The sequence below is a fragment of the Gilliamella sp. ESL0232 genome (genome assembly GCF_013346885.1).
GTDB classification, from domain to species: domain Bacteria; phylum Pseudomonadota; class Gammaproteobacteria; order Enterobacterales; family Orbaceae; genus Gilliamella; species Gilliamella bombi.
In genome coordinates this window covers 120,892-133,829 of the sequence record NZ_JAAEDW010000005.1, presented here as the reverse complement: position 1 = coordinate 133,829, position 12,938 = coordinate 120,892, and the positions used below count along the sequence as shown (strand labels likewise).

9 protein-coding genes are annotated in these 12,938 nt (G+C 36.8%); all 9 read right to left on the bottom strand.

The features are described from left to right. Nucleotides 1–13: 13 nt before the first annotated feature. The 9 genes from GYW75_RS07005 to rplA all read right to left on the bottom strand — a co-directional run bounded on the left by GYW75_RS07005 (nucleotide 14) and on the right by rplA (nucleotide 12,936). Entirely contained in the window at nucleotides 14–766 is a 753-nt protein-coding gene (locus tag GYW75_RS07005) for a DUF4311 domain-containing protein (RefSeq protein ID WP_034910435.1), read from the bottom strand. Between the two features lie 20 nt (nucleotides 767–786). Further along, on the bottom strand, nucleotides 787–1,083 hold the full coding sequence (locus GYW75_RS07000; RefSeq protein WP_174798863.1) for a DUF4312 family protein: 297 nt from the start codon (nucleotides 1,081–1,083) through the stop codon (nucleotides 787–789). Between the two features lie 13 nt (nucleotides 1,084–1,096). After that, nucleotides 1,097–1,465, bottom strand: coding sequence for an SFCGS family glycine-rich protein (locus GYW75_RS06995; RefSeq protein ID WP_034910428.1), 369 nt, complete (start codon nucleotides 1,463–1,465; stop codon nucleotides 1,097–1,099). A 46-nt stretch (nucleotides 1,466–1,511) separates the two neighbouring features. Continuing rightward, entirely contained in the window at nucleotides 1,512–1,841 is a 330-nt protein-coding gene (locus GYW75_RS06990; protein ID WP_174798862.1) for a hypothetical protein, read from the bottom strand. 655 nt (nucleotides 1,842–2,496) lie between these two features. Further along, nucleotides 2,497–6,714 (bottom strand): DNA-directed RNA polymerase subunit beta', encoded by a 4,218-nt coding sequence (rpoC, locus tag GYW75_RS06985; RefSeq protein ID WP_085163874.1) that lies wholly within the window; start codon nucleotides 6,712–6,714, stop codon nucleotides 2,497–2,499. Between the two features lie 90 nt (nucleotides 6,715–6,804). After that, complete coding sequence (rpoB, locus tag GYW75_RS06980; protein ID WP_174798861.1) at nucleotides 6,805–10,833, bottom strand: DNA-directed RNA polymerase subunit beta; 4,029 nt, start codon at nucleotides 10,831–10,833, stop codon at nucleotides 6,805–6,807. A 245-nt stretch (nucleotides 10,834–11,078) separates the two neighbouring features. Next, nucleotides 11,079–11,447: a 50S ribosomal protein L7/L12 gene (gene rplL / locus GYW75_RS06975; protein ID WP_034884317.1), complete on the bottom strand. Its 369-nt coding sequence runs from the start codon at nucleotides 11,445–11,447 to the stop codon at nucleotides 11,079–11,081. Nucleotides 11,448–11,505: 58 nt separating this feature from the next. Further along, nucleotides 11,506–12,003 (bottom strand): 50S ribosomal protein L10, encoded by a 498-nt coding sequence (gene rplJ, locus GYW75_RS06970; RefSeq protein ID WP_065589635.1) that lies wholly within the window; start codon nucleotides 12,001–12,003, stop codon nucleotides 11,506–11,508. Between the two features lie 231 nt (nucleotides 12,004–12,234). Further along, nucleotides 12,235–12,936, bottom strand: coding sequence for a 50S ribosomal protein L1 (gene rplA, locus GYW75_RS06965; protein ID WP_065589636.1), 702 nt, complete (start codon nucleotides 12,934–12,936; stop codon nucleotides 12,235–12,237). Between the last annotated feature and the right edge of the window lie 2 nt (nucleotides 12,937–12,938).

Below are 12,938 nucleotides of genomic sequence, written 5' to 3'. Positions count from 1 at the left end.
ATGTGTCCCTATATTATTTAAACCAATAAGATAAACCATCTCTAAACGAGTTAATCATCTTCAAATCAAAACCACGGAAATATCCACTCATAACAAATAAAATAATGACAGCAACTAACATAATTTTCATCACACGGTTCCAGCCACTATCATCTACACCTTTGCCAATCAATATACCCAACACCAACCCTGGTACTGCATTGCCCATAATTAACTGTGCAAGCCCACCAAATAACGTTCCCCAAAATCCACTACGACGCCCTGCATCTAGAGCGGCTAACCAGAAAATAACAGGCATAACCGTTGCAACTAACAAGTTAGCGGCAGGAACAAGAACCTTCGTTGCAGTAATTTTTAGCGAATCAGGAATAACTGAAGTGGTTGTATTTAAAAATAACACCACAATCATCCCAATAAATGCACAAGCAAATGCCATTTTTTTAGGATCATGTAAGGTTTCTGCAAGATTACGATTTTTTATCATCAATAAAGCTCCACCCCAGTTAGGGATGATGCGATGATCAACGTCTTGAGTAAAAGAACCAGCAGCAACCGATGAAGCCCACGCATTAAAAAAAAACCCTAAACCAAATGAAAAGTGCGCTGCAGGATCACCTTCACAAGAATTAAGTTCACCTAATGTCCGAAACGCACCCATCCCTTGATAAGTTGGCGCATGAAACATTCGAGCAGCTCCCGCACCGACCCCAAAACCACAAAGTCCGCCGATAATAATAGACTTGAATGCAATAATTAAAATTTCCATAACTTCCCTTTTACGTTATGTTATTTTGAAGTAAATTTAATATCATTTAAATCAATAAAAATTACGTTAACAGATACATCAAGCGTGATTTCATAAAATGTCTTTTTCCTTGGCAAAAAGATAAACAAAAAACGTTCTGTTGTTATCTTTTCTATTGCTGATACAACTTGAATATCAATTGGTTCTATTCGCAACATAATATTATTAATGTTTTTGAGTACTTCTTTCTGAACCTGACTTAAAGCTATAGCAAAAGCTCGCTGCTTAGAATCACCATGACCTTTTACTCTAACAAGTTTCTGTTCTGTTTTTTTCATTCTTATTTACCGTTTATGAACGTGGATATTTTTTTAGAAATGCTTTTGCTACACGTTGTCCTAATTCTTCCGTGTCCATGAAACCAAAACCAAGAACTTTACAGCCGTCATTAATAGCTGTTTCACCTTCCTCAATTGATCGCATACCATGGCGTTGTGAATAGCCATATTTATTTTGTGCAGTAATAGCACCAGCTCCACCACTACCACAAAATGAAAGGCCCAAATCGGCATTTTCTTTATTCATTACATCACCTAATTTCATATCTGCTGCCATACCTGGAATGACGATTGCACGACAACCTTCTACTGAGTTAATTCCCTCCGCAATTTTTTGCCCTTTTCCCATTCTATCGCCGATAACAATGACTACTTCTGCCATAATATTTCTCCTATTAATTATTGTTTTTTACTTGTCTAGTAATCGTTTAATTTGCTTTAGCTACTTCATAATGAACTGCCAATAAATATGCTTCTTCTATCGGTAAATTATCAAATAAGTTTATTGTTTTTCTTGCCAGTTCTAAAGATTCTTCTGAAAGTTCATCAAATAACCCAGGGTCGACTTCAGGTAATGTTTCTAATGTTTTGGCCCTTTCAACCATAGCTTTTACATGTGAAAATAACATCGCTTTTTGAACATCATTTTGTATGATTTGATGCTGTACTAACCAACTATTGATGATCGTAATGGTTTGTTCAATAACTAACTCTGGTTCTAAATTATCCTCGATCATTCGAAATTTTATTGGGTTCATAGCTAATACATATCTCTTATTGTTTTTTGAATTGGATAGAATAAGCGTAAATCAATCAAGGCTTAATGTGGATAGAGAATTTTTCCGTCTGCAAGAGGAAATTTATTATAAAGTTTGCTAAATACAGCAATAAGCAAGAATTGTTACTCTTGATACAACTATTTATTGATTAAATCTATGTTCAATTTTGTGATTTAGATCATAAAACCCGACCTTCACAAATACATTTAAAAATACAATTTCTATAATTTGATTAATTAGATAATACTGTCATTTATACATTGAGGATAATATTCAAACATTGTAAAAAATAGGTAAAAATTAAAAAATTAGTTTATTTTTCCAAAAATGCTCAGGTTTGCTATTGATTTTATTTGATTTTTTAATGTTTAAAAAATTAATCTTTTTATACTTAGCTATTTATATTATGAAGACTATGAGCAAATTGTGCAAAATTAACTTAAGCTTTAAAATCCACTTTAGACATCCACTCTGTAGAAAACAGCGCATAGCTTTCTTCTATTTTCTCTTGTGAAAGGTAAAGACGATTCATTACAACATACATGCCTATACTTTTTATATTTATGACTTTTAGTCATCATATAAAAAAATAGCACGCTATGCGTGCTATTTATGAATCAAATCTATAATGAGACTATTGATTTTCTTCAGCTGAATTTAGTAACTCAGCTAAATTAGCTGTAGCTTCTTCAGCTGAAATTGTTGTTTGAATCTCATCAGTCGATGGCATTGCTCGTTTACGTAAACGTTCCTTATGGTAAGCATAACCTGTACCAGCTGGAATTAATCGACCAACAATTACGTTTTCTTTTAAGCCACGTAATTCGTCATTTTTACCAGCTACCGCTGCCTCTGTTAAGACGCGAGTCGTTTCTTGGAACGAAGCTGCAGAAATAAACGATTCAGTCGTTAATGATGCTTTGGTAATACCAAGTAGATCGTGTAAATAAACAATCGGTTCTTTACCTTGAGCCTCAAGTTCACGGTTGATAATCTTCAAGCGTGAAACTTCAAGTTGTTCGCCTTCAAGCAAGCGAGAGCCACCAGGATGGATAACTGTTGCTTTACGTAACATTTGGCGCACAATAACTTCAATGTGTTTATCGTTAATTTTTACACCTTGTAGACGATAAACTTCTTGAACCTCGTTTACAATATAACGTGTTACAGCATTAACACCACGTAGACGTAAAATGTCATGAGCCGATTCAGGTCCATCAGAAATTACATCTCCACGACCAACTTGTTCACCTTCAAATACGTTAAGTTGACGCCATTTTGGAATCATTTCCTCATATGGTTCACTACCATCTAACGGAGTGATAATTAAACGACGTTTACCTTTCGTTTCTTTACCAAATGAAATGATACCATCAATTTCAGCTAAAATAGCAGGCTCTTTTGGTTTACGAGCTTCAAATAGGTCAGCAACACGTGGTAAACCACCGGTGATATCTTTGGTACCAACAGATGCTTGTGGAATACGAGCAAGTGTGTCACCAATATTGATTTCTGCACCATCCTCTAACTGTACTAACGCTTTACCTGGTAAAAAGTATTGTGCAAGCATTTCTGTACCAGTAAGATAAATATCTTTACCTTCAGCATCAACAATTTTAATTGCTGGACGTAAATCTTTACCCACCCCAGTTCGTTCAGCTACGTCTAATATCACAATAGATGATAAACCAGTTAACTCATCAGTTTGGCGAGTAATAGTTTGTCCATCAACCATATCAACAAAACGAACAAAACCTTTTGCTTCTGAAATAACTGGCATTGTATGCGGATCCCAGTTAGCAACGGTTTCACCCGCATCAACTGTTACACCATCACCTTTACTTAAAATCGAACCATAAGGAACTTTATAGGTTTCTTTCATTCGACCTAATTCATCAATAATCGTTAATTCTGCATTACGCGAAGTAATAACTAATTTCTTATCTGGGTTAGTTACAAATTTAGCATTAGTTAATTTAATACTACCTTTGTTTTTAACTTGCACACTTGATTCAGCAGCAGCACGCGACGCCGCACCACCGATATGGAACGTACGCATGGTTAACTGAGTACCTGGTTCACCAATTGACTGCGCAGCAATAACGCCGATGGCTTCACCTTTATTAACCAAATGACCTCGAGCCAAATCTCGTCCATAACATTTTGCACAAACACCAAAATCAGTATCACACGAAACGACTGAACGTACTTTAACGCTATCTACCGATTCAGCTTCAAGTAAGTCACATTTACTTTCATCAAGTAAAGTATTACGTGGAATTAAGATATCTGCACTACCAGGTTTTAATACATCTTCAGCTGTGACTCGACCTAATACACGCTCACGAAGTGGTTCTTTAACATCACCACCTTCAATAACTGGTGTCATGACCACACCTTCTAAGGTGCCACAGTCGTCTTCGATTACCACTAGATCTTGTGCAACGTCAACTAAACGTCGAGTTAAATAACCTGAGTTTGCTGTTTTTAATGCAGTATCGGCAAGACCTTTACGCGCACCATGAGTAGAAATAAAGTATTGAAGTACGTTTAATCCTTCACGGAAATTCGCTGTGATAGGTGTTTCGATAATCGAACCATCTGGTTTTGCCATCAAACCACGCATACCAGCAAGCTGACGAATCTGTGCAGCAGAACCACGTGCACCTGAGTCAGCCATCATGTAAATACTATTGAAAGAAGATTGAACTTCCTCTTCACCTTCACGGTTAATGACTTTTTCAGTTGATAAGTTATCCATCATGGCTTTAGCAACACGTTCATTAGCAGCTGCCCAAATATCGATAACTTTATTATAACGTTCACCAGCAGTTACTAAGCCTGATTGGAATTGCTCTTGAATTTCAGCAACTTCAATTTCAGCTTCATTGATGATTTGTGATTTCTTAGCTGGAATCTCCATATCATCAATACCAACAGATACCCCTGAACGTGCTGCATAAGCAAATCCAGTGTACATAATTTGGTCGGCTAAAATTACCGTATCTTTCATACCTAATTGGCGATAACAAATATTTAAAATCTTAGAAATCGCTTTTTTACCAAGAGGTTGATTAATAACAGAGAAGTTCATTCCTTTTGGCATAATTAACCATAAAATTGCACGACCGACAGTTGTATCAACAATCGAGGTAGTATCTTCCCACTCACCTACACTATTTCGTTGGCTTTCAGTAATACGAACTTTAACTTTAGCATGTAATTCAACTAGACCTAAACGGTATAGCTTTTCAGCTTCTTTAGGACCAGTTAATACCATGCCTTCGCCTTTGGCATTAATTTTATCACGAGTCATATAGTAAAGACCTAAAACCACATCCTGAGAAGGAACGATAATAGGTTCTCCACTTGCAGGTGAAAGAATATTGTTGGTTGACATCATTAACGCACGTGCTTCTAACTGAGCTTCTAACGTTAATGGAACGTGAACCGCCATTTGGTCACCATCAAAGTCAGCATTAAATGCCGCACAAACTAGTGGGTGTAATTGAATCGCTTTACCTTCAATTAGGATAGGTTCAAATGCCTGAATACCTAATCTATGTAATGTTGGAGCACGGTTTAATAATACTGGATGTTCACGAATAACTTCATCTAAGATATCCCAAACAATTGCATCTTCACGCTCAACCATTTTCTTCGCAGCTTTAATGGTTGTTGCATAACCGCGACGTTCTAATTTCCCATAAATAAATGGTTTGAATAATTCAAGTGCCATTTTCTTTGGTAAACCACACTGATGCAAATGCAAGTATGGACCTACAGTAATTACAGAACGACCCGAATAGTCAACACGTTTACCTAACAGGTTTTGACGGAAACGACCTTGCTTACCTTTGATCATATCAGCAAGGGATTTTAATGGGCGTTTGTTAGAACCTGTAATCGCACGACCTCGGCGACCATTATCTAATAATGCGTCAACAGATTCTTGTAACATACGTTTTTCATTACGTACAATAATATCTGGTGCAGCTAAATCCAATAAACGTTTTAAACGGTTATTACGGTTAATAACTCTACGGTAAAGATCATTTAGATCTGATGTTGCAAAACGCCCACCATCTAGTGGAACCAATGGACGTAAATCTGGTGGCAACACAGGTAATACATTTAAGATCATCCATTCAGGTTTGTTTTCTGATTGAATAAATGCTTCAATAATCTTAATACGTTTAGTTAGTTTTTTACGCTTAGTTTCAGAATTAGTAGTTGCTAGCTCATCGCGTAGAGCTTCACATTCTGCTTGCACATCAATATTACGCAATAATTCTTGGATAGCTTCAGCACCCATACGAGCATCAAACTCATCACCAAACTCTTCTAACGCGTCAAGATATTGCTCTTCAGTTAAAATCTGACCTCGCTCTAAATTAGTCATGCCGCCATCAAGAACCATAAATGACTCAAAATAAAGCACTCGTTCAATATCGCGAAGTGGCATATCAAGTAATAAGCCGATGCGAGAAGGTAATGATTTTAAAAACCAGATATGAGCAGTTGGAGATGCAAGTTCAATGTGCCCCATACGTTCACGACGTACTTTAGCTTGAGTTACTTCAACTCCACATTTTTCACAAATAACACCACGGTGTTTTAGACGTTTATATTTTCCACATAAACATTCATAATCTTTTACTGGTCCGAAAATACGTGCACAAAACAACCCATCACGTTCAGGTTTGAACGTACGATAATTGATTGTTTCAGGTTTTTTGACCTCACCAAAAGACCATGAACGAATCATATCAGGAGAAGCAAGGCCTATCTTGATAGCATCAAAGTCTTCAGTTTTTGTTTGTGCTTTTAGAAACTTTAATAAGTCTTTCACAATTGACTCCTATGGAGTTAAACCAATTAGATAACTTATTATTACTAATAAGTTATCCCTATAAATAGAAATCATTTAAGTTAGAGAAAATTACTCTTCATCTAACTCTATATTTATACCTAGCGAACGAATCTCTTTTAATAGTACATTAAATGATTCTGGAATCGCAGGCTCCATACGATGATCACCATCTACAATATTTTTATACATCTTAGTTCGACCGTTTACGTCATCAGATTTAACGGTTAACATTTCTTGTAAGGTATAAGCTGCACCATATGCTTCAAGTGCCCATACTTCCATCTCACCAAAACGTTGACCACCAAATTGAGCTTTACCACCCAATGGTTGTTGAGTAACCAGACTGTATGAACCAGTAGAACGAGCATGCATTTTGTCATCAACTAAGTGATTCAATTTGAGCATATACATATAACCTACAGTAACTGGACGTTCAAATTTTTCACCTGTACGACCATCGTACAAAGTAATTTGGCCTGAAGTTGGTAAGTCACCTAGCTCAAGTAATGCCTTAATTTCTCGCTCTTTAGCACCATCAAATACAGGTGTTGCTAATGGCATACCATTACGTAAATTTTGTGCTAAAGTCATCACTTCTTGATCAGTAAATTCTGCAACATTAACTTTTTGCGCAGCACCTAAACCAAGATCATACGCTTTTTGTATAAATTCACGTAATTTAGCTAATTCCTGCTGTTCTTTTAGCATAGCATCGATCTTCTGACCAATACCTTTAGCAGCCATACCCAAATGAGTTTCTAAGATCTGTCCAATATTCATACGGGACGGAACACCTAGCGGATTCAATACGATATCAACTGGACGACCTTTTTCATCATAAGGCATATCTTCAATTGGGTTAATTTTTGAAATAACCCCTTTGTTACCATGACGACCAGCCATCTTATCACCAGGCTGAATTTGACGTTTAACTGCCAAGTAAACTTTAACAATTTTAAGAACGCCAGGCTGTAGATCATCGCCTTGAGTAATCTTCATACGTTTAGCTTCAAGTTTTTTGTTAAACTCTGTTTTTATTTCGTCGTACTGTTCAGCCAACTGTTCTAATTGAGCTTGTTTATCTTCGTCTGCGATACCAATTGTTAGCCATTTTTGATGTGGTAAAGCATCTAATTTATCCGCTTTGATTCCACCTGAAATTAATACATCACGAATTCGAGCAAACAATGCAGCTTCTAAGATTTTAAGTTCTTCAGTTAAATCTTTTCTTGCCTGCTTGAGTTGCATCTCTTCGATTTCAATTGCACGTTTATCTTTTTCTACGCCATCACGAGTAAACACTTGAACATCAATAACAGTACCTGAAACACCATTTGGCACACGTAATGAGGTATCTTTAACGTCAGATGCCTTTTCACCAAAAATAGCACGTAGTAATTTTTCTTCTGGCGTTAATTGAGTTTCACCTTTAGGTGTCACTTTACCAACCAGAATATCGCCACCTTTTACTTCAGCACCGATGTATACAATACCTGATTCATCAAGTTTAGACAGTGCTGCTTCACCTACGTTTGGAATATCCGCAGTAATTTCTTCTGCACCTAATTTTGTATCACGAGAAATACAAGATAACTCTTGAATATGAATCGAGGTAAAACGGTCGTCTTGTACCACTTTTTCAGAAACTAAAATAGAATCCTCAAAGTTATAACCATTCCATGGCATAAATGCCACTCGCATATTTTGCCCTAGTGCCAATTCACCTAAGTCAGTAGATGGACCATCTGCAAGTACATCACCACGCTCAACTTTTTCTCCCAATTCCACACATGGAATTTGGTTAATACAAGTATTTTGGTTAGACCGTGTATATTTAGTTAAGTTATAAATATCAATACCTGTTTCACCAGCATATATTTCATCTGAATTAACATTAACCACAATACGCGATGCATCAACATATTGAACTGTACCACCACGACGAGCAACCGCTGTTACACCCGAGTCAACAGCTACTGCACGTTCCATACCAGTCCCAACAAACGGCTTTTCAGCTTTTAAGGTTGGTACTGCTTGACGTTGCATGTTCGCACCCATTAAGGCACGGTTCGCATCATCATGTTCAAGGAACGGAATTAATGAAGCACCAACTGATACGATTTGTTGAGTTGATACATCCATATAATGAATTTGTTCAGGACTATATAAACCCGATTCACCACTTAAACGACAAGTTACTAAATCTTCTTTAAAACGACCATTTTCATCAAGATTTGAGTTTGCCTGAGCAATTACAAATTCACTTTCATCAATCGCTGATAAATAGGTAATTTCATCAGTTACAATACCATCAATAACACGACGGTATGGTGTTTCTAAAAAGCCATACTCATTGGTACGAGCATAAACTGCTAATGAATTAATCAAACCAATGTTTGGACCTTCAGGCGTTTCGATTGGACAGACACGTCCATAGTGCGTTGGATGTACGTCACGCACTTCAAATCCTGCTCGTTCACGCGTTAAACCACCTGGTCCTAAAGCTGAAATACGACGTTTATGCGTAATTTCGGATAGTGGATTGTTTTGATCCATAAACTGAGATAACTGACTTGAACCAAAGAATTCACGAATCGCTGCTGAAATTGGTTTAGCATTAATCATATCTTGTGGCATTAGTGAATCAAGATCACCTAGAGATAAGCGTTCTTTCACTGCTCGTTCAACACGAACTAAACCAATACGGAATTGGTTTTCTGCCATTTCACCAACACTACGAATACGTCTATTACCTAAATGGTCGATATCATCAACTTCACCGTGACCATTACGAATAGCGATTAATTTCTTTATTACGTCAACGATATCATCTTTCGTTAAAACGCTTTCACCTTCAATGTCATCACGCCCTAATGAACGGTTAAACTTCATTCGACCAACAGCAGATAAATCATAACGTTCTTCAGAAAAGAATAAATTATCAAATAACGCTTCAGCTGCTTCTTTTGTAGGTGGCTCACCTGGACGCATCATGCGATAAATTTCAACTAATGCTCCAAGTCGGTCACGAGTTGAATCAACATTTAATGTCTCAGAAATAAATGCACCATGATCTAAATCATTAGTGAATAATGTTTCTATCTTTTTATAGCCAGCATTCGTTAATTGAAGTAATAGTTCTAGTGAAATCGGTGTATTGGCAAAAGCAATTACCTCACCTGTTTCTTCATCAACATAATTTTTAGCAAGAACTTTATTAACAATATATTCAACTGGTACATCAATTTTGCTAACTTTATCTTTTTCTAACTCACGAATGTGACGAGCTGTAATACGTCGGCCTTTTTCAGCGTAAACTTTACCTTTTGACTCAATATCAAATAGTGCTGTATCACCACGTAAACGCTCTGGAATAAGATCCATTTTTAACTTAGATTTGCTAACTTCAAAAATAGTTTTTTCAAAGAAAATATCTAAAATTTCTTCTGTTTCATAACCTAATGCACGTAAAATAATGGTTGCTGGAAGTTTACGACGACGGTCAATACGAGCAAAAAGATTATCTTTTGGATCAAATTCAAAATCAAGCCAAGAACCACGATAAGGAATAATCCGAGCATTATATAAAACTTTACCAGAAGAGTGCGTTTTACCTTTATCACTATCAAAGAACACACCTGGACTACGATGTAATTGCGATACGATTACACGCTCTGTACCGTTTATCACAAATGTACCATTGTCTGTCATTAAAGGAATTTCGCCCATATAGACGTCTTGCTCTTTAATATCTTTAACTGTTCCCTCTGGCGCATCTTTATCATAAATAACTAAACGTAATTTTACGCGCAACGGTGCTGAGTAAGTGATCCCTCTAATTTGACATTCTTTAACATCAAACACAGGTTCGCCCATCATAAAGCTCACGTACTGTAACTCAGCGTTACCACTATAACTTTTTATCGGAAATATTGAACGGAATGCAGCTTCTAAGCCATATTGTCCTTCTGGATCTTGCTCAATAAATTTCTGGAACGAATCAAGTTGAATAGAAAGAAGATACGGTATATCCAAGACTTGTGGACGCTTACCAAAATTCTTACGAATTCGTTTTTTCTCGGTATAAGAGTAAACCATTAGTTCCTCAACTTGCTTATCTGCTATTTTAGCATGATTAAATATTCATCAGGGTGTTATCGCCAACTGATACACCTGACACCTCATCGAAAATATCTATAAATATCAATTGATTAGGCTTAATAAATATACTATTTCTTTATTATTTTTTATTGATAATCTTCAAATAAAATTCTTTAACTTATTATAGCGCAAAAAGGCTGGAGGTATAAAACCCCCAGCCATTTATCGGAATATCGATAAACTTATTTAAGCTCGACAACTGCACCAGATTCTTCAAGTGCTTTCTTAAGTTCATCAGCATCGGCTTTGCTAACGCCTTCTTTAACTGTTGCTGGAGCTGATTCAACAAGGTCTTTAGCTTCTTTTAAGCCTAAACCAGTTGCACCACGAACTGCTTTGATAACAGCTACTTTATTAGCACCAACATCTTTTAAGATTACATCAAATTCAGTTTTCTCTTCTGCTGCTTCAGCTGGACCTGCTGCGGCTACGGCTACAGCTGCTGCTGCAGAAACACCAAATTTTTCTTCCATCATTGATACAAGCTCAACAACATCCATAACAGACATTTCAGCAACTGCATCTAAAATTTGTTCTTTAGTGATAGACATAATATAGTTTCCCAAATTTACATTTTTTAATTAATAAAATTCACAATCAAACCGCCAATTAAGCAGCTTCTTTTTGATCGCGAACCGCTGCAAGAGTACGAACCAATTTGCCAGCTGCGGCTTCTTTCATGGTTGACATCAAGCGAGCTAATGCTTCTTCATATGTAGGTAATGTTGCTAAGCGATCAATATTCGCTGCAGTAATCAACTCACCTTCAAAGGCTGCGGCTTTAATCTCAAATTTTTCATTTTCTTTCGCAAACGCCTTAAAAATACGCGCTGCAGCACCTGGGTGCTCATTTGAAAATGCAATTAGAGTTGGACCAACAAACGTATCTTTTAAACACTCATATTGAGTGCCCTCAACAACACGGCGTAATAGCGTATTACGAACAACACGCATATAAACACCCGCTTCACGAGCAGATTTACGTAATGCAGTCATTTTTTCTACAGTTATGCCTCGAGAATCAGCAACAACTGCAGATAGCGCACCTTTGGCGATTTCATTGACTTCAGCAACAATTTCTTGTTTATTTTGAAGATTTAGTGCCATTGGTATTGCTCCTGGATTATACTAGGCAAAAGCCTAGACTTATTCAAGCTAGCTACAAATATAGCTAGCACAACCACGATGAGCAGAATCCTTCTATTATATCTTATCAGGTTCTGTCACCGTCTACGTAGGAAAATTAAGTAGTCACACAACAACCACACCTACGGTCTTGGACGGGGTCTGGTTAAGGCCAGACACCAACCGATTTCTCTATTTAATTATAAATAATAATTAAACAGTTGCATTTAATGTTGCTTGATCAATAGCAACACCAGCACCCATTGTAGTAGAAAGGCTAACTTTCTTAATAAATACACCTTTAGAAGAGGCTGGTTTTGCACGTTTCAACGCAACAAGTAATGCTTCTAAATTTTCTTTAAGCTTATCTGCATCAAAATCAGCTTTACCAATAGTAGTATGGATAATACCATTCTTATCATTACGGTAACGGATCTGACCAGCTTTAGCGTTTTTTACAGCTTCTGCAACGTTAGGAGTTACAGTTCCAACTTTAGGATTTGGCATTAAACCACGTGGTCCTAAAATTTGACCTAATTGACCAACAACGCGCATAGCGTCAGGTGATGCAATTACGACATCAAAATCCATTTCGCCTTTTTTGATTTGATCTGCAAGATCGTCCATACCCACTAATTCAGCACCAGCTTCTTTTGCAGCCTCTGCATTTGCACCCTGAGTAAAGACAGCAACACGCACGCTACGTCCAGTACCATGAGGAAGAACGATCGCACCACGAACATTTTGATCTGATTTACGTGAATCAATACCTAAATTAACAGCAACATCAACACTTTCTGTAAATTTAGCTGTAGCTAATTCTTTTAATAAAGTAATTGCTTCATTGATATCATATTGTTTAGTTGCGTTTACTTTTTCGCGGATAAGTTTAGCCTTCTTAGATAATTTAGCCATGA

Coding starts and splice junctions, on each gene's coding strand:
- GYW75_RS07005 (WP_034910435.1), bottom strand. CDS start 766: ATGGAAATTTTAATTATTGCATTCAAGTCTATTATTATCGGCGGACTT.
- GYW75_RS07000 (WP_174798863.1), bottom strand. CDS start 1,083: ATGAAAAAAACAGAACAGAAACTTGTTAGAGTAAAAGGTCATGGTGAT.
- GYW75_RS06995 (WP_034910428.1), bottom strand. CDS start 1,465: ATGGCAGAAGTAGTCATTGTTATCGGCGATAGAATGGGAAAAGGGCAA.
- GYW75_RS06990 (WP_174798862.1), bottom strand. CDS start 1,841: ATGAACCCAATAAAATTTCGAATGATCGAGGATAATTTAGAACCAGAG.
- rpoB (WP_174798861.1), bottom strand. CDS start 10,833: ATGGTTTACTCTTATACCGAGAAAAAACGAATTCGTAAGAATTTTGGT.
- rplL (WP_034884317.1), bottom strand. CDS start 11,447: ATGTCTATCACTAAAGAACAAATTTTAGATGCAGTTGCTGAAATGTCT.
- rplJ (WP_065589635.1), bottom strand. CDS start 12,003: ATGGCACTAAATCTTCAAAATAAACAAGAAATTGTTGCTGAAGTCAAT.
- rplA (WP_065589636.1), bottom strand. CDS start 12,936: ATGGCTAAATTATCTAAGAAGGCTAAACTTATCCGCGAAAAAGTAAAC.